Origin of the sequence: Nocardia sp. NPDC051990 (genome assembly GCF_040680755.1) — a bacterium.
Lineage (GTDB): Bacteria > Actinomycetota > Actinomycetes > Mycobacteriales > Mycobacteriaceae > Nocardia.
Genome location: NZ_JBFAXH010000001.1, coordinates 379,435 through 397,344, shown reverse-complemented (window position 1 = coordinate 397,344; position 17,910 = coordinate 379,435). Strand labels below are relative to the sequence as shown.

General features: G+C 66.5%; 12 protein-coding genes and 4 pseudogenes. 11 read left to right on the top strand and 5 right to left on the bottom strand.

Going from position 1 to position 17,910, the window contains the following annotated elements:
- Nucleotides 1–437 precede the first annotated feature (437 nt).
- The 4 genes and pseudogenes from AB0L63_RS01880 to AB0L63_RS01865 all read left to right on the top strand — a co-directional run.
- Nucleotides 438–2,990: an AAA family ATPase gene (locus AB0L63_RS01880; protein WP_364493215.1), complete on the top strand. Its 2,553-nt coding sequence runs from the start codon at nt 438–440 to the stop codon at nt 2,988–2,990.
- Between the two features lie 397 nt (nt 2,991–3,387).
- Complete coding sequence (locus tag AB0L63_RS01875; RefSeq protein WP_364493213.1) at nt 3,388–4,977, top strand: ABC-F family ATP-binding cassette domain-containing protein; 1,590 nt, start codon at nt 3,388–3,390, stop codon at nt 4,975–4,977.
- Nucleotides 4,978–5,026: 49 nt separating this feature from the next.
- Complete coding sequence (locus tag AB0L63_RS01870) at nt 5,027–5,335, top strand: hypothetical protein (protein ID WP_364493211.1); 309 nt, start codon at nt 5,027–5,029, stop codon at nt 5,333–5,335.
- Nucleotides 5,336–5,635: 300 nt separating this feature from the next.
- Nucleotides 5,636–5,809 (top strand): annotated as a pseudogene (locus AB0L63_RS01865) (DUF255 domain-containing protein); the annotation flags it as partial.
- Nucleotides 5,810–6,203: 394 nt separating this feature from the next.
- Here the strand turns inward: AB0L63_RS01865 and AB0L63_RS01860 are convergent.
- A complete protein-coding gene (locus AB0L63_RS01860) occupies nt 6,204–7,667 on the bottom strand; it encodes a carboxylesterase family protein (RefSeq protein WP_364493209.1) in 1,464 nt (487 codons plus the stop codon).
- 101 nt (nt 7,668–7,768) lie between these two features.
- Nucleotides 7,769–7,993, bottom strand: coding sequence for a hypothetical protein (locus tag AB0L63_RS01855; protein WP_364493207.1), 225 nt, complete (start codon nt 7,991–7,993; stop codon nt 7,769–7,771).
- Between the two features lie 118 nt (nt 7,994–8,111).
- Between AB0L63_RS01855 and AB0L63_RS01850 the strand changes: the two genes are divergently transcribed.
- The gene (locus tag AB0L63_RS01850) at nt 8,112–8,711 is read left to right on the top strand and encodes a TetR/AcrR family transcriptional regulator (RefSeq protein ID WP_364493205.1); all 600 of its coding nucleotides are present in this window, start codon (nt 8,112–8,114) and stop codon (nt 8,709–8,711) included.
- A 13-nt stretch (nt 8,712–8,724) separates the two neighbouring features.
- Here the strand turns inward: AB0L63_RS01850 and AB0L63_RS01845 are convergent, their stop codons facing one another.
- On the bottom strand, nt 8,725–9,093 hold the full coding sequence (locus AB0L63_RS01845) for an MFS transporter (RefSeq protein ID WP_364493203.1): 369 nt from the start codon (nt 9,091–9,093) through the stop codon (nt 8,725–8,727).
- A 13-nt stretch (nt 9,094–9,106) separates the two neighbouring features.
- Between AB0L63_RS01845 and AB0L63_RS01840 the strand changes: the two are divergent.
- Nucleotides 9,107–9,724: pseudogene (locus AB0L63_RS01840) on the top strand (catalase); the annotation flags it as partial.
- 21 nt (nt 9,725–9,745) lie between these two features.
- On the opposite strand, the gene AB0L63_RS01835 reads toward AB0L63_RS01840, so the two are convergent.
- Nucleotides 9,746–11,215: a LuxR C-terminal-related transcriptional regulator gene (locus AB0L63_RS01835; protein WP_364493201.1), complete on the bottom strand. Its 1,470-nt coding sequence runs from the start codon at nt 11,213–11,215 to the stop codon at nt 9,746–9,748.
- Between the two features lie 451 nt (nt 11,216–11,666).
- Between AB0L63_RS01835 and AB0L63_RS01830 the strand changes: the two genes are divergently transcribed.
- The 5 genes and pseudogenes from AB0L63_RS01830 (at nt 11,667) to AB0L63_RS01810 (ending at nt 16,128) form a co-directional block, all read left to right on the top strand.
- Nucleotides 11,667–12,398 carry a hypothetical protein gene (locus AB0L63_RS01830; RefSeq protein ID WP_364493199.1) on the top strand — a complete coding sequence of 244 codons (732 nt, stop codon included), beginning with the start codon at nt 11,667–11,669 and terminating at the stop codon, nt 12,396–12,398.
- Nucleotides 12,395–12,835, top strand: coding sequence for a hypothetical protein (locus AB0L63_RS01825; RefSeq protein WP_364493197.1), 441 nt, complete (start codon nt 12,395–12,397; stop codon nt 12,833–12,835). The genes AB0L63_RS01830 and AB0L63_RS01825 overlap by 4 nt, the downstream gene beginning before the upstream one ends.
- 137 nt (nt 12,836–12,972) lie before the next feature.
- Nucleotides 12,973–13,253 (top strand): annotated as a pseudogene (locus AB0L63_RS01820) (transposase); the annotation flags it as partial.
- 243 nt (nt 13,254–13,496) lie between these two features.
- Nucleotides 13,497–15,596 (top strand): annotated as a pseudogene (locus tag AB0L63_RS01815) (thioredoxin domain-containing protein).
- 7 nt (nt 15,597–15,603) lie between these two features.
- Nucleotides 15,604–16,128 (top strand): AAA family ATPase, encoded by a 525-nt coding sequence (locus AB0L63_RS01810; protein ID WP_364493195.1) that lies wholly within the window; start codon nt 15,604–15,606, stop codon nt 16,126–16,128.
- Between the two features lie 112 nt (nt 16,129–16,240).
- On the opposite strand, the gene AB0L63_RS01805 is transcribed toward AB0L63_RS01810, so the two are convergent.
- Complete coding sequence (locus AB0L63_RS01805; protein ID WP_364493193.1) at nt 16,241–17,818, bottom strand: adenylate/guanylate cyclase domain-containing protein; 1,578 nt, start codon at nt 17,816–17,818, stop codon at nt 16,241–16,243.
- Nucleotides 17,819–17,910 lie beyond the last annotated feature (92 nt).

The window sequence follows — 17,910 nt, the reverse complement described above, 5'->3', positions numbered from 1 at the left end:
TACCGTCCGGATAGCTGAGGCCAGGGTCGGCCCAGCTATCGGTACCGACCCATTCAGCTGGTTGCGGACGACAATCAGGAGTTCACATGCGCAGAATCGTGATCGGCATGGTTCAACGACGGTGCGGTGCCGTTCGTTTTCTGTTACGCCCTCAGCGGCGTCGCCGACCAGAATGAGCCGCCGCGGCCATGACCGACCTCGAGCGGCGTCCGCGGGGGAGGTCCCTTGGCTGAGGGGCGTCGGAAGTCGTTGGCGCAGCTTCGAATACACGCTGGTGGCGACCGGTCCATGCGCCATAGGCGTCGACTCCGCGGCGATGGGGGCGCCGCAGACGTTTGTCGATTGTGTGGTGGTGCGAGTCGTCATCCCTCCGGGTATGCCGACGTGATGCCGGATTCGGTCGGATTCGGTTATCGGGCTTCAGTGTGCGCAGTTCGGTGACGACGCGGCCTGCGCAGGAATCCGGCACGACAGTGGTCATCGGTCGTGACGGTGAGATCGAGATGCTGGCCGCGCTCGCGCGCCGCGCCGCCGCGGGGCGGGGCGCCGTGGTGCTGGTGCAGGGCGAACCAGGTATCGGAAAGACGATTCTCTTGGACGCGGCCAGGGCGCGGTTCACGGCGGCGGGTCTGCATAGTCGACTCGGGGCCGCCAGAGAACTACAGCAGACCGTCCCGTTCGCCGCGCTGCTCTGCTGGCTCGACAACACCGACACGCCGGGGACAGATTCGATCCGGGCCCTGCTCGACAGCGACGATCGGGCGGGTGACGCCGCGGCAAGGCCCCCGATCGTCATCGCCGAGAGGATCTTCGAGCACATCGAAACCTGGTGCGCCGCCGGCCCGCTCGCGCTGATCATGGACGACGTCCATTGGGTCGACACGTCGAGCGCGTCCGTACTGCAGCGGCTGTGCGCCCGCATCGATGAGCTGCCGCTACTGCTGGTGCTCGGTGCCCGCCCACAGCCTCAGGACTCGGCGTTCACCGTATTAGCGGGCGAACTCGTCGAACGCCGCGCCCCGCTGATCCGGCTCGGCGGGTTGTCCGACGAGGCAGCGGCGCAATTGGTGTCGCAGATCGTCGGTACCACCCCCGGCCGTGGCTTGATGCGGGAGGTGGCTGGTGCAAGCGGCAATCCGCGCTACCTCACCGAATTGGTGGCCGCCTTGTTGCGCGAGCAGGCGATTACGGTCATCGCCGACACCGCCGAGATTACCGAGGCGGTCGACGGGCAGCGCCCGTCCACCACACTCGCGCAGGAGATTTCGCGGAAGTTGGACTTTCTGCCGCGTCGGGCATGGCAGGTGCTGCCGACCGCCGCCGCGCTCGGCCCGGTCGTCGACGTCACTGAATTGGCGGCGATTCTGGACCGCCCCCTCCTGGATGTGTGGAGCGTCGTCAGTGACGCGATGACGACCGGACTGCTCGCACTTGTCGACTCCGAAGTGATGTTCCGGCATGAATTGATCCGGCTCGTGCTGGCCGATCAGCTGCCTGCCACGGTGCGCGCTGGTCTGCTGCGCAGGGCTGGACGGGTCCTGCAGACGACCAACGCGCCGATCGAGCGGATCGCCTATTATCTGGCGGTCGCCGACCAGGAACTGGATCACACCAGCATCGACTGGCTGGTAGCCGTGGCCGACAAACTGGCCTTTCGAGCACCCGAGCTGGCGGTGCGGCTGTTGCGGCGCGCGACGACCGAGTCCGATGATGCACAGCTGATCCGCCGGTATACCAAGGCGCTGCTCTGGAGCGGCCGAATCGCCGAGGCAGAGGCGTGGGTTGCGCGGTCGGAGCACGGCAACGATATCGAAATGCGCTGGCTGCTCGCCCAAGCCCGCCATGCCCGGGGCCGAATGGCCGATGCCGAGGCGCTGGCGCTGAGCATTCGGATCCCCAGTATCGGACCGGACCAGTTCGATCCATACGGGCTGCGAGCGCACTGTCTGATCGAGCTCGATCGCCTGACCGACGCCGAAGACGTGTTGAAGCAGGCGATAGCGCACAACCGCGGTGTCCCTGACGTGTACTCGTCCTCGAACCTGTTTGCCAAGGCACGGCTCTACCTGCTGAACGGTCGCTGGGATGACGCGGTGGCCGAATGCGGCGCGAACACCGCGGCGCCCGACGTCCTCGGGTACTCGACGGTCGCGCGTAGCCTGGCCGCGCTGATCGGTATTCACCGCGGCACATTCCTGCCGGACGTGGACAGTATCCCTATACCGGACGACCTCGTTGGCGCCACCGGTCACGCGCACCTGCACCAGTGGGCCAAAGCATTGACGCACGAGGCACACGGCCATCCGGACCTCGCCTTGAAGCTGCTCGTCGATACCTACGAGCGAATGGCCGACCATTCGGCCGCGGCGACGCTGTACTACATTTTCCCGGATATCGCTCGACTGGCCGCGGAACTCGGCGATACGGATGCGGCGCGGTCGGTAGCGGCCGGCGCCGACGAACTCGTGGCGCGCCAGCCGACCGCCTCCAGGAGTGGAACAGCGCTGCTGTGTCGAGGTCTGGCCGAGCGCGATTCCCATCGCCTGCTGGCGGCGGCCGAGGCATTCCAGCGGTCCGGGCGGTTGCTCTACGAGGCGCAGGCACATGAGAACGCCGCCGTGCTGCTCGCCGCGGCCGGGCGCGATATCGACGCCCGCTGTTCGCTGGACACCGCGATAGGGATCTACAGTCGACTCGGCGCATCGTGGGATACCGCACGCACGGTCGCACGCGTGCGGCCATACGACATTCGGCGAGGTGTTCGCGGTCGGCGCAACCGGCCCAAATCCGGCTGGGCGGCGCTGACCGATACCGAGCGCAAGGTCGCCGCGCTCGTCGCCGACGGCTGCTCCAACTCCAGCATCGCGGCGCAAATGTTCGTGTCGCACCGCACAGTTCAGTCCCACGTGTCGAATATCCTCGCCAAGCTCGACCTGAGATCACGGCGCGAGGTCGCCGCGAGCATGCCGGACCGAAAGACCCGCGCGTAAGCGAGGGCAAGTACCAGGCGCGCGTCGCGGGCTCGGTCATTGCCGCCCGCGCCCAGGGTCTGGCCCCTTACCCCATATATGCCGGATGGTAGTGTGCTCTCGTGCTCATCGAGGTTGACAGACTCTAGCCGCCCGGTCGAAGGCGGCGCCCCTGATTGCGCATTCGCCTCTGTGTTCGAATGTGCCTTCCGCGTGCTCGATTGAGCGTTGTCGCGGGCACTGTCCACCGTGCCGACCCATGACGTCGGTGGCCGTTCATGCCCGTGCTCACGCCGGCCTCGCCTTCGCCTGCATCCGCAAAGTCTGAAATCCCACGCGCCCGTGCTCACCGCGATCCGGGCGTCATGCTTCGCGGCCGTTTCCGCGGCGAGCAGGAGGAGTCAACCGAGTCATGTCCATGTCCATGCAATCGACGATCGCACTACAGAACCTGTCGTTCGAATGGCCCGACGGAACCGTCGCGCTCTCCCGGGTCAACGGCGCCTTCACCAGCGGGAGAACCGGCTTGGTCGGCCGCAACGGCGCCGGCAAATCGACGCTGCTGCGGCTGATCGCCGGAATTCTGACCCCGACATCCGGGCGAATCGAAACCGCCGGCGAGGTGGGCTATCTGCCGCAGACACTCACGCTGGGCCGCGACGCCACCATCGCCCAATTGCTCGGTATCGCGAGCAAACTCGCGGCCATGCGCGCGATCGAAAACGGGGAAACCGATGAGAAGCACTTCGAGACGATCGGCGACGACTGGGACATCGAAGCCCGCGCCGACGAGTCGTTGCACGAAATCGGTTTCAGCGCGGTAGATCTCGACCGCGAGGTAGGTGAAATATCCGGCGGCCAAGCCGTTCTCGTCGCGATCACGGGCCTGCGGATCCGGCGCACGCCGATCACCCTGCTCGACGAGCCCACGAACAACCTCGACCGCGAAACCCGCGCCAAACTCACCGAATTCGTGGACTCGTGGCCGGGCACCCTCGTGGTGGTCAGCCACGATTTAGAGCTCCTGGAGCACATGGATGCCACCGCGGAACTGCACGGCACGACACTGGAGGTCTTCGGCGGCCCCTACAGCGCCTGGAAGCAGTACGTCGAGCAGGAACAGGCGGCGGCTGCGCAGGCGGCGCGCACCGCTGAGCAGGCGTTGAAGGTCGAGAAACGCCAGCGCATCGAGGCCGAGACCAAGCTGGCCAGGCGTGAGCGCACGGGCCGGGCCACCCAGCAGAACGGCGGCATCCCCCGGATCCTGGCGGGCAACCGCGCCAGCAAGGCGCAGGCCTCCGCTGGCGCGATGCGCACCACTGCCGACGCGAAAGTCCGTGCGGCCCAGGATGTCCTGGATTCCGCGGCAGCCCGCGTCCGCCGCGAGGAACACATCCACCTCGTGCTGCCCGATCCCGACGTGCCGCGCAGCCGGCGCATCGCCGAACTGCGCGACGGTGACCGGCGGGTAGTCATCCAGGGCCCGGAGCGAGTCGCCGTGGTCGGCCCCAACGGAGCCGGCAAGTCGACGCTGATCGAGAACCTGATCCACGGTCGCGATCCCGGACGCGCCATCTTGTTCACCGACCGGGTCGGGTATCTCCCGCAACGCCTGGACGGACTCGACGAGCAGGCCGGCGCGCTCGAGAACGTCCACGCGGTGGCGCCGACCATCCCGCCCGCCACCATCCGCAATCAGCTGGCCCGGCTGCTGCTGCGTGGCAGCAGTGTCGACCGGCCGGTCTCGACACTGTCGGGCGGGGAACGCTTCCGCGTCTCCTTGGCGCGCTTGCTGCTCGCCGATCCCCCCGCCCAGCTGCTGATCCTCGACGAGCCGACCAACAACCTCGACATCGCCAGCGTCGACCAGCTCGTCGAGGCCCTGGCGGCCTACCGTGGCGCGCTGCTGATCGTCAGTCACGACTACCCGTTCCTGCGCAGGATCGGCATCGATACTGTCGTGGCGCTCGATTCCGACGGCCGCATGCAGCCGAGCGGCTCCCTCTAGACCGGCATCGAGAACAGAGCGAACGGCGTTGGACTCACGTGTTGTTCGGATGGTCGTTCGCGACGCTGAGCGTCCCCTGCTGATCAACCTCGGCACCACCGGATTGACCGGCACCCCGGGCCCGTGGGCAGCGCGCGTGGACTACATCGATGCGCGGCTCGCCTGCGGCGAGTCCGGTGGGCAGTGGCACCTGCCGGTGTTCGGTGACATGCCCGCCGTCGATGCCGTACTCGTCCGGCCCGACGGTTATGTCGCCTGGGTGCACCCGGTCGCCGAACCGCTCGACCACCACGCGCTGACCGACGCGCTCACCCGATGGCCGGGCGTGGCCCGCAGCGCGCTGCCCGAGCTCATCTGATCCGAAACCGAGAAGCTCACGCGTTCCTGGCATTCACCCACCCCGACATCGGCACCCGCAATGTTCTCCTCGGCGGACCGCCTGCGCACTGTCCAAGTCCACAGTGATCGCGCTAACTGTGCAGCCGCCGCAACTCGCCGGGTACTTCGTCGGGTTATGGCGCACTACTCTTCATGTGATGGCCCATGAGTGCGCGGGTGCGGTGGCAGGGCAGATTTTGCCATTCCGGCAACTCCGAGCCCGGCGGGTCGAGGCGAAGTGGGCGGAGCGTGTAGTGAGCCGGCTTGGTATAGGAGGTTGATGGGTGTGAACCGATTGGCTAGTGCGACATCACCTTACCTGCGTCAGCATGCTGGGAATCCGGTGGACTGGCGGGAGTGGGACGCCCAGGCGTTAGCCGAAGCGGCAGCGCGGGACGTGCCGATTCTGCTCTCGATCGGATACGCGAGTTGCCACTGGTGCCATGTGATGTCTTAAGGTTACAAGTTGCATTTGTGCTGGTAGACGCCAAATCTCGGTGTCCGAGCAGGTGTTCCGGCGGTGATCTGGCCCGCTGCACCCAACCGAACCGTCGCAGAGTGGTACTGCCGGGGTCTCGGCGGGGCGCTGGCAGGAGCAGGACGCGCGCGCCGTCCGCTTACGCCGGCGCGCCGACATCCCCATCGCATCGATCAGGAGGACTGTGTGTGCAGGAACTGACCGGTATCGTGGAATGCGCCGACGAGCTCCGGAGCGGCCCTATCGTCAGCGCTGGATGCGCGGTCCACTGCTGTAGCGCGGCCATATCGGTGCTCGATCGACGAAATCCGCTGGTACCAGGACTGTAAGGTGCCGCGTACCAGCGGATTTCGTCGATGACGTGGGATCGTCAGCGCTCCGCGGAGAGATCCCAGAGGGTGCAGTGGTGACTGGTGCGCAGGTCGATGGGCCGAATGCCGTCCGAAACGAATTCGAGGGCAGTGTCGTCCGCGGCAAGACGCGGCCAGACAGGACGATCGTCGCCGTTGGGGTCGCCGGTGCGGACGAAGGCGGTCCAGTAGCCGACGAGCTGGGCGGCCAGTGATTGTTGCTCGGAGGTGAGCTGCGGTCCGTCGGGGAAATCGAACACGTAGTACAGGTCGGACCCGTGTGCGGTGGCAGGTTGCACTATCTCGGGCAGCGGATTTCCGGCGGGAGTGGGGGCCGTCGGGTCCGTGAACACATACGAATAGGTGGGCGCTTTCTCAGCGTGCTGTCGACCGGACTGCCAGGAGGGACAAATCCAATCGCGGTCGCTGAGTACTCGGCTTGCCGCTGCGATCGGGGACTTGAATTCGGTTGCCGGGTATTGCTGCTCCACCTCTGCGGCGGCCGACTCGAACGCGGTCCGCAGAAGTTTCGAGTACTGGTCGGTGGTGATGCCGTCGGGATAGACGCCCAGGATGAACTCGACATGCTCGTCGTTGGTATTTCCCTGCAACAGTGGCACATTCGCCTGCCGTCCGGCGGCGAAGGCCTCGGCCGGTTCATCGGGGACGAGTTCGGTTCCAAAGGCCACCAGTGGGAACATCGCTGTGTACGGCAGGAGCTCTTCGGTGGTCTTTCCGCGCAGGCAGCTTACGTCCGGGCACGACAGCTGTTGTGCCAGATCATGTCCGGCGCTCTGAATGGTGGACAGTGGCTGCCAGCTCGAGATCGCGCCTACCCCGTCGCCGAACGCCCCGGCCGGATGGCTGGTGCGGCACGAGCCGCTCTGCACGATCGCACGTTGGAACAAGCCGCGAGCCGGCGGCGATGTCATGAGGGTGCAGGCGCTCATCGCTCCGGCCGATGCACCGGCCAGGGTGACCTGGTCGGGATCACCGCCGAACTGCGAGATATTTGCGCGCACCCAGCGCAGGGCCGCCACCTGATCCTGCAGGCCGAAGTTGCTGTCGCCCAGTTCCGGATGTGAGTAGAAGCCGAATATTCCCAGCCGGTAGTTGACCGTGACGACCACGATGTCGCCGGACCGTACCAGCCGAGCCGGATCATAGATCGAGCCGGCGCCGGTAATGAACCCGCCGCCGGGAATCCAGACCAGAACCGGCCGCTTCTTGTTCTGTCCGGCGGGGGCGGTCACGTCGAGGGTCAGGCAATCCTCGCTCTGCGCAACATTTTCCGGCATCTCGGGCGCTTGCGGCTGGATACAGACCGGACCCGACTGCGTGGCATCACGGGTGCCTTCCCAGGCGCTCGGCTGTTGTGGTGCCTGCCAGCGATGCTCACCGACTGGTGCGGCGGCGTAGGGGATGCCCTGGAACCGGACCAGTCCCTTGTCCCGGTTCCCGCGGACTGCGCCCGCGTCGGTCATGACCACAGGGTCATGATCGGGTCGTGCCGCGGCGGATGTGTCGCACCCTGCCACAGCCAGCTGCGCAATGATAATTGCCGAAACCGCTGTATGCCAGCGCATTACTTGCTACGTCCTGCCTGGTCGTTGCGCTGGCTGTTGCCCCAGTGGGCGAGAGCCGCTCCGGCGCCGGCGAGTACTACGTAGCACAGCAGCTGTACTGCGAACCCACCTGGCATCCAGCCCAACAGGCCTGAATTGCTGTGGTCGACCAGTATCCGGATAGCGCCTTGCGCGCCGAGCGCCAGCAGCACCATGCCTGCCACCAGCCCGATTACATATTGCACGGCTCGTCGTCCCTTCTCGGCCACTCTCACGATGAGGTTATGGTTCGATCGAACCATAACATGGCGTTGGTACGATCGCACCACGAAGATCGCCGCCGCTCGGTGGAAGGAGAATGTGATGCCACGTCGGGTCGACCACGATCAGCGTCGACGGCAAATAGCGGAGGCGGTCTGGCAACTCGCTATGCGAGGGGGGCTGGAAAAGGTCACGCTGCGCCAGGTCGCCACTGAAGCGGGCGTATCGGCCCGGCTGCTGCAGTACTACTTCGGCTCACGGGACCAGCTGCTGCTCGGCGCGCTGGAGATCCTGAACGCCGAGGCCGAGCAGCAAGCCAAACAACGCATGGCCGAGCTCGGAGACGCGCCTGGTATGCGGGCGATAGTGCGGGGAGTCCTGCTGGAAATGCTTCCGCTCGATGAGGAACGGCGCCAGCGGCATGTGGTGTACGCGGCCTACTTCGTCCGCTTCCTCACCGAACCCGACCTCGCCGCCGTGGCCCGCGCCGCGCCACCCCCACTGGCGAACCTGGTGGCCGATCTGATCTCACGCGGGCAGGAACTCGGCGAGGTCCCGCCCTACATCGACGCCGCTGTCGAGGCTGTATACCTCACCGCAGGTGCCGAAGGGCTACAGACCCGGGTACTGCTCGGGCAGTGGTCGCCGGACCATTCGATAAACATGATCGATCGGCAACTCGACCGCATATTCCCCGATTAGACAGGGTTCGCGCTCACAGAGTTCCGGCCATCGGTCGAGGGTCTGTGACTGCGAGGCCGAGGACGGTACCGGCCGCGGTCCACCCGGCGTCGGAGGCGGTGACCATGCCCAGTGCGAGCCCGGAGATCCCGAGGGTGATCGTGATGGCGCCGAGCGCGTCGAACCGGCCGGGCCGGCCAGGAACCGGCTGCACCGAGCGCCACACGATGGCCGCCCCGGCGATGCCGAACGGCACCGGGGCCACGAACACCGCCTGCCAGCCCAGCAGCTCGGTCAGCGTTCCGCCGAGAAAGACACCGATGAGACTGCCGACACCCGCGACAGCGCCCCAGATGCCCACCGCACGGGTGCGCCCCGCGGGAGTCGCGTAGAGGGCGAGCACGAGCGAGAGCGCGGCCGACTACCCGCTCATCGAGGTCGGGCGGCTGACCCTGGACCGCAACCCGGTCGACAATCACACGCAGATCGAGCAGATCGCCTTCCAGCCCGACAATCTGGTGCCCGGTATCGGGCCGAGCCCGGACCGCATGCTGCTGGCACGCCTGTTCTCCTACGCTGACGCGCACCGAGCCCGGCTGGGCGTGAACTACGAGCAAATCCCGGTGAACGCGCCGGTCGTGCCCGTGCATACCTATAGCAAAGACGGGGTGATGCGGATCCAGAACCGCACCGACCCGGTCTACGCACCCAACTCCAAGGGCGGTCCGCGCGCCGACAGCGAGCACTACCAGCCGGCCATCTGGTATGCCGATGGTGAGATCATGCGCACCGCCTACGTCCGACACCGCGAAGACGACGACTGGGTCCAGGCGCGCACGTTGGTGCGCACGGTGATGGACGACGCCGCCCGCGATCGCCTCGTCGACAACATCGTGAGCCACCTGCTGGCCGGTGTGACCGAGCCGGTGCTGAACCGCGCCTTCGCATACCTGCGCAACGTCGATACCAACCTGGGTGACCGGGTCGAGCAGAGCGTCAACGCACATAAGGGTGTCCACGCCGGTAAGTCCTGATCCGCGCCGAGTCTTCGGCGATCACCGGCCAATTCGGTTGCGGCGCGGTCGTCGTGAGTGTTCCCTCGAGACCAACTCGCGGTGGTCGGCCGGGACGAAGCCGATGATGTCCTCCCGCGAGGTGATCGTCAGCTTCTGCAGAATCGACGTCATCTGGGTGTTGATCGTCTTGATAGAGGTGCCTCGACGCACCCCGATCGCGCTGTTCGACCAGCCCGCCGCGGCCAGAATCGCGACGTCCTGCTCGGCGCCGGTCAGGGTGCACCAGGTGTCGGAAACGTCGCGTCGGGGGTCGGAAGTGGTCGATGTGCCCAGCGCAAGGTGCCGCACCTCGTCGGATTCGATGCTCAGGCGAGAACCCTGTGTTTGTGCAACGTCGAGTGTCTGCTGTCCCAGGACGCCGCGGGCGACCGCAAGTGCTCTGGTGGTCTCCTCGGCGAACGGGCCGACCTCCGCCGTGCCCAGCCTCGTTCGCAGTGTGGTGGATCCGCCTGCGAGCTGGGCGATTTCGGTGGCAAGAGCGATGCGCCGAGTCTTCTCGGCCGGGGACGCGGCGGTCGCATCCGTGATGATCCGCGCCAACGACCACATGCGAATATGCGCCGCCCACAGTACTCCCCACAGATCGCGCCGCGGAATCTGGTATGTCAGTGCCGAATGCGCGGCGGTCAGCGCCTCCGCCGGGTCCGCGTGTTTGGTCAGGGCAATAGCCCAGGCGAGTTCCGCCCAGGACATTGCCCACCGCGCACCCGAACTCGCCGTGCGTTCCAGGTGGTTTCGGGTGGCGTCGAGTGCATGCGAAGCGGTGCCGAAGAATGCCATGGCGACGGCTCCGAAGAGCGAGCTCAGCGATTCGCCGCCGCGATCACCCTGCGCGGCATACTTTTCGCGTGCTCGCGCCAGCACGACGGCCGACCTGACATCGCATCGATGTAGCAATAGGCTTGCGCCCCAGGCGAATTCGACGGCGGCAGGAAGCCCGAAATCGGTCTCGGGACGGCTGTCGGTACCCACGCGCGGCCCGTGGCGCCAGAGCATCCGTCTGTCGTCATCGTTGCCGCTGAGCTGCTGCAGGATCATCGGCAGCGGCTCGTAGAACGTGCGGGCGGCGGCAAGCCGAATGAACAACGGGTGTCCGTGCATTCGACGACAGATGCGTTCGGCCACCTCGACTTGGTCCGCCCCGATGACCGGATATCCGGTGAGCTCGGCGCGCTGCCGGAACAGGTCCAGCGCCTGACGTTGTGAGAGCGGCGGAACCCGCAGCAGCCGCTCGTCGACCCAGCCCACCGGCTCGCGGCTGGTTGTCAGGATGGTCAAACCCGCCACCGCGGCAAGTAGTTCGGCGATCACCCGCCCGACGCCGGCGAGTACGTGCTCGCAGTTGTCCAGCACCACCACCGTGGGCAGGCTGCGGCCTGTCGCATCGGTCCTGGACAGGGTGTCGACGAGGGCTGTCCAGGTCGACGGCCCGGCGAAACCGGGGAGCACCGTGGTAGCGATCGCCTCCTCGATCGCCGCCGGATCCCTCCTGCGCCAGCCGTGCCAGCCGCACGTAGTGCACCGGAATCCGCGTCGCGTTGCGGAGCCGGTGGACGGCCTCCGTGGCGAGCCTGGTCTTGCCGATTCCGCCGGATCCGATCAACGTGATCAGCCGCTGTGGTCCTAGAAGCAGGGTGGTGAGTTCGGCCAGTTCCGCATCTCGCCCTACGAAGCCCCCGTGGCCGTTGGCAGATCGCTCGGACTGTCTGGGTACCGCACAGTCATGTCGGTCACAGTAGTCGTTCCCGGCGGACCGATTATCCGCCGGTCAGATGTGATGGCGCCCCGGCGCGTAGGAGTGTCCGTCGGTATCCATCGGACGGATATACCGATGTGGTGTGGGCCCGGCGTCGGCACACTCGTCACCGTCATCCGGACACGTGGAGGAAGGCTCATGAGAGTGACGAATACGGCGTGGGCGCGCCCGAGCGGGGGTGCCGGGAACGCGGCACCTGCCGACGGGGCGTACACGGGGGGTGCGGCCGACACGGTGTATGCCGGTTCGGCCGCGCCAGCCGGATCGTCGGGGAATCTCATGTGCAGTCTCGGGCGTGCTGTTGCGGTCGTGGCGGGAGCGTCGTTGATCGTCGGGCTCAGCGCATGCACTATTCCTGGCAAGCCGATGCCGGAGCAGGGCGCGGCCCAGTCGCGCGTCGGCGAGGATCCCAATACGGCGAATGTGGAACATTTCGCGCGTATACGGGCGGCCGAACCCTGCGCGACCGGGGAGAGCGACGTACTGAAGAAGTACGGCCCCGTGCAGAAGCCGGACGGCGATGTGTATCTGTTCTACCTGGACCTGAATGTGCATTTCGACAGCAGCGACACTGCGTCCGCGGAGCCCGGCCGGGTCGCGGGCCGCCAGGCCTACCGGACCTCGGTGCCCAACGACCGCACCACACACCGCAGCTGCACCTACAAGGTCCCCTACGCCGGGGTCGACTGTGCGCTGAGTCTGCGGCTGGTGCGCACCCCGCCGAAGGGCGCACCGGATTCGCCGTGGCCGGAGGCGTGCGCGTCGGCCGCGGAGTACCTGGAGTCGATCTATCCAAAGATCGACCAGCTGCGGCCGAATCCGCATCCGGCGCCCGGCGACATCGTGGGGCAGGACCGTGCAAACAGAAGGACGTGATCGCCGGCCGCTTCCCGGGCTGGCTGACCGACAGCGTCCGCCGCTCGTCGCCGTACATGTGCGAGATGGAGATCGCGAAGCGCGGTGAATCTCATGCATACACGGTGTCGATTCACTTCAGCACCAACGAGAAACAGACTCCGACCTCAGGAAGCACGATCGTGCACAGTGAGTCGATGAGTCTGGGCGGCTTCGAGGGCGTCCGCACCGAGAAGGATGTCGCCATAACCACGAGCTGCGGCAGCAGTCTGGTCATCAAGCCCGCCAGCAACGAGGACGGCAAAGACTTCCACCTACTGAGCGTGAACCTGACCACGAGCGCAAAAACCCCCGAGGGTGAAACGGACCCCGACAAGACCTCCTTCGACGCGCCACCTACGGACTGCCGCACGGCCGACACCCTCACCCAAGACGTCCTCGCAGGGATCCAAAACTGACAGCCGTTCCACCACCGACGATGCCGAGCTCCGCGGAGTTGAGGTTGCTGTCGACTTTTTGCCACCGGCACACCGAGGCCTGAACGTCACTAGGAAACGACCCTCTCGCGCTCAGGTTTCACCGGCCAACCCCAGCTTCTGCTGGCGTGCAACGTCAATACTCCGGAACGGCCGGCCGTACAGAAAACTGCCAGATCGGTGTGTTTCTGGCGTACGCGTCGCGCCATGGCACGCCCTGATCGACCGGGAACTCTATGTTCCCCAGTCGTGGACGGCCGATCGTGAGCGGTGTCGTGACGCTGGGATTCCCGACGAGGTCGAGTTCGCGACCAAACCGCGTCAGATGATCGCCATGCTCGAACGCGCGCTGGCGGCGAAGGTGCCGTTCGCGTGGTTCACCGCCGACGAAGCCTACGGCCAGGCCGGCTACCTGCGGGCTCGGTGCGAAGACCACGACGGCGTGATGGCCACCCGCTGCGCACCCGCGCCGACCGGCTCGCCTGTCAAATCGGTGTCCACTACCCGGGGTGAACCCCACGGCCCGCTCACCCACCTCTGGCGGGTACTTCTTCGAACTCACAGGCTTCATCCTCTCCCAAGAGATGAAGCCTCCCGACATGCCGGGGCGATTCAGCTGGCCGGGTATGGAAGGCTGGGACGTATGAACCGATTAGGTGGTGCCACGTCGCCCTACCTTCGCCAGCACGCGGGCAACCCGGTGCATTGGCAGGAGTGGGGAGAGGAGGCGATGGCAGAAGCAACCAGGCGGGACGTACCCATTCTTCTTTCAGTGGGGTACGCATCCTGCCATTGGTAGCTTCGGCCGAACAATCACTGGTGCCATGTGATGGCGCACGAATCGTTCGAGGATGCGCGGATGGCGGCGCAGATGAACGAGAACTTCGTATGCATCAAGGTGGATCGTGAGGAGCGGCCGGATCTGGACGCCGTCTATATGAATGCCACGGTGGCGATGACCGGGCAGGGTGGCTGGCCGATGACGTGCTTCCTCACGCCGGAGGGTGAGCCGTTCTACTGCGGCACCTATTACCCGAAGGTGCCGCGTGGTGGGATGCCGTCGTTCACCCAACTGCTCACGGCCATTACCGATACTTGGAATACCCGGCGCGATGCGGTGGACAAGGCCGCCACGCAGGTGACCGATGCGCTGCGGGCACAGGCCGCCGGGCTGCCCGATGCCGATGTGACGATTTCGGCCGAGCTGCTCGATCACGCGGTCGCGGCGGTATTGCGCGATGAAGATCCGAGGCACGGTGGATTCGGCGGCGCGCCGAAGTTTCCGCCGTCGGCACTGCTGGAGGGGTTGCTGCGGAGTTGGGAGCGTACTGGCGACGCCTCGACCTTCGATGTGGTGAACCGCACGGCTGAAGCCATGGCCCGCGGCGGCATCTACGACCAGTTGCGCGGTGGGTTCGCCCGCTACTCCGTCGATGCGGCATGGGTGGTGCCGCATTTCGAGAAGATGCTCTATGACAATGCGCAACTGCTCCGCGCCTATGCGCATCTTGCTCGCCGGACTCCGCCGCGGGAGCGAGAGTCTTTGGCGCACAGGGTTACTCGTGAGACGGTGCAGTTCATTCTCGATGACCTCGGCACCGACCACGGCGGGTTCGCGTCCGCCCTGGACGCCGATACCCACTTGGAGCCGGGCGGGCCAGGTGTCGAAGGCGCGACCTATGTTTGGACACCCGCCGAGTTGATCGGCGAACTCGGCGCTATCGAAGGTGTCTGGGCCGCCGAGGTTTTCGGGGTCACGACCGCCGGAAACTTCGAACAGGGCACCTCGGTGCCGACCCGGTATTTCGATCCGGATGCGGTGTCCGACAACGGGACTGCCATGGCTGCCCGCGAGCGTTTCGAACGGGTCCGCGCCAGCCTGCGCGATGCTCGTGCGCGACGCCCGCAGCCGGACCGCGATGACAAGGTGGTGACCGCCTGGAACGGCATGGCTATTACTGCCCTGGCCGAGGCGGGTTCTGCACTGCGGCAAGATGATTGGGTGTCCGCCGCCGCCCGCTGCGCCCACTTCCTGCTGGCCGAGCATGTGGTCGACGGGCGGGTGCGTCGCGCCTCGCTCGGTGGCGTGGTCGGCACGTCTCCAGGCATCTTGGAGGACTACGCCTGGCTGGTCACCGGCCTGCTGGCACTACACCAGGCGACCGGCCAACTCGACTGGCTCGAACATGCACAATGCCTGCTGGACAAGGCGATTCAGCACTTCGCCGACCCGGCCGCGCCCGGCAGCTGGTTCGATACCGCCGACGACGCCGAAATTCTGGTCACCCGCCCGCGCGATCCCATCGACGGCGCGACCCCCGCAGGCGCATCCGCACTCGCCGAGGCCCTCCTCACGGCCGCGGCCACCAGCGCTCCGGAACCCGCGCTCCGCTACCGCGAACTGGCCGACCAAACCCTCCAACGCGGTGCCGTCGTCCTCGCCCGCGCGCCCCGCTCGGCCGGCCAGTGGCTCACCGTAGCCGAACCCGCACTCCGCGGTCCCCTCCAGGTAGCCATCGCCCTACCCGATAACACGACCGCGGCAACGGAATTGATCGCCACCGCCCGTACCGAAGCCCCCGGCGGCACCGTCATCATCGCCGCCCCCGCCGACTCGGTCCCCCTCCTGGCCGACCGCTCCCCGGTCAACGGTGCCCCCTCTGCTTACGTCTGTCGCGGCTCCGTCTGCGACCTCCCGGTAACGACCGCACCCGACCTGCGTACCTCCCTGAACCGGCGCTAGTGGGTGGGTGACCTTGCGTAGTCAGGCTTTGTTCATCGGTGGGCGGTCCGGGGTTGGCAAGACGACGGTGGCGTTCGAGGTTCATGCGCGGTTTTCGGCCGCGCGGGTGCGGCATTGTTTGATCGAGGGGGACAACCTGGATCAGGCTTATCCCGCTCCTTGGGAGCATGGTCTCGCCGAGCGGAATCTTGCCGCGATGTGGGCGAATTACCGTGCGCTCGGGTATCGGCGGATGGTGTATACGAATACCGCGAGTGTGTTCGAGGGTGTGCTCGGCGAACTCGTCGCGGCGATGGGGGAGCAGCCGAAGGTGACCGCGGTCCTGCTGACCTGTACGGATCCGACAGCTGCCCAGCGGCTCGCGGGCCGGGAGATCGGTATCGCGCTGGATGCGCACATCGAGCGCAGCCGGGAAATGGCGGCGAAACTGGACACCGAGGCTCCGGACTGGGTGCATAGGGTCGGCACTGATGGCCGCACAGTATCCGACATCGCGGCGGAGATCGTCGTCCTGAGCGGCTGGTTGCCCTGAATTCGGCCGATGGCACCGGGTGTGACCGCGGTCCCGCGATCGCCGATTCCGGGGCGGAGGTCGGCGGCCCTACCGACTTGAACCCAGACGAGGGCACTGCACGTAATCGCGATCAGTAATTCTGGGATGGGGATTCGGTTACCGCGGTTCGTACTTCGGCGACGCTGACGGCGGCCGCATCGGTATCGGGTTCCGCGCCGTCGGCTGTTGGAGCGGTCTCCAGATCGGTCCAGCAGGCGGTCGGTTCGGGCATCCCGCGCAGCGTAATGTGGTCGTAGAGAGCCCATTTGGCGCGCTCGTGCGCGGCCGCCGCCTCGATGACCGCGCCGCTGACCAGAATTCGGCGCGGCACCGGCTTTGCGGCGGTGGTCAGCCGGGCCGCCGCATTGACCGCATCGCCGATCACCGTGTACTCCAAGCGCGTATCGGAGCCGATATCGCCCGCGAATACCCGCCCGCGCGCGACGCCGATGCCGATATCGAGTTCGCCGGTGGCCGTGACCTCGTCGCGAATGCGCCGCGCCGCCCGCAGCGCGGGTGTCGCATTGTCCCGCAACGTGATCGGCGCACCGAAGATGCACAGTGCCGCATCGCCCTCGAACTTGTTGACCAGCCCATTGTTCTCCTCGGTCGCCGCGACCACGATCGCGAGCAGCCGATTGAGCTTGGCCACGAAATCATGCGGCGTCAGACCACTGGACAGCTCGACGGATCCGGTGACATCGACGAACAGCGCCGACACCTCGCGCACATCGCCGGTCAGATCGACCCCGCCCGCCAACGCCCGCTCGGCGACCTCCGTGCCGACGTGACGGCCGAAGACATCCCGCATCCGCTCGCGTTCGCGCAGATTGGCGGCGAGTTCATTGACGGAATTCTCCAGCCGCCCGATCTCGCTGGTGCTGCCGACCTGCACCCGAACATCCAACTCGCCCTTGGTGATCCGATCCAGCGCCCGGCGCAGTGTGCGCATCGGCGTCGCGACCGAACGCGCCAGGAAGGCGGTCGCAAGCGCACCGACGCCGATGCCGACACCGGAGAGGCAGATGGCGGCGCGAATGCGGTCCGGTGCAACCGAGGCCGGATCGGCGAGCACCGTGATCAGCATGAGCAGCGGCATCGCACCCGCCACCGCCCAGGTCATCACGACCCGCATGAGCACGGAAGAACTCCAGTGCGCGGTGGGGCCGAGTACGTCGGACACCACTGGAATGGTCGGGCGGATCAGCCGGTCGACGATCAGGAAGGTGAATCCGGCCGATTCCAGCGCGCCGAGGGTGAACAGTGCCGCGGCCACCGCGGCACTGTTGTGCGGGGTCAGATGCGACAACATCGCGGTCGCCACGATGACACCGGGCAGCCAGATCGCCAGTGCTCGGGCGGTGATCGCGACCGGCAGGCGCAGCAGTTGCCGCGCCTCGTCGACGGTCGGCTCACGTTCGGCATCGAGCCATCCGAAGTACGCGGTCCGATCGCGCACGGCCAGCCCGACTCCGGCCACGAAACCCACCACCGGATAGATCGAAACCATCGCGATGATGTGCCGCCAGTCCGCCCCGATCCGGCTGAGAAATCCGCTGAGCCACAGCTCGGTCACGATCACCGCGAGGCCACCCAGATTCGCGGTGATCACCACCGCCGCCAACCCCCACCGCGCCTTCAGCGCCCACACGACAAGCCTGGTGATCACGGCGCCCCGACATACGGAGGTATCGATCCCGCCTGCGCGGGCGCGTGAGTGCGCACCGAAACTCCAACGCGCACGGGATCACCAACCCGAAA

Excerpts from the sequence above, each read along its gene's own strand:
- AB0L63_RS01875 (WP_364493213.1), top strand. The coding sequence starts at position 3,388 with ATGTCCATGCAATCGACGATCGCACTACAGAACCTGTCGTTCGAATGG.
- AB0L63_RS01870 (WP_364493211.1), top strand. The coding sequence starts at position 5,027 with ATGGTCGTTCGCGACGCTGAGCGTCCCCTGCTGATCAACCTCGGCACC.
- AB0L63_RS01860 (WP_364493209.1), bottom strand. The coding sequence starts at position 7,667 with ATGACCGACGCGGGCGCAGTCCGCGGGAACCGGGACAAGGGACTGGTC.
- AB0L63_RS01850 (WP_364493205.1), top strand. The coding sequence starts at position 8,112 with ATGCCACGTCGGGTCGACCACGATCAGCGTCGACGGCAAATAGCGGAG.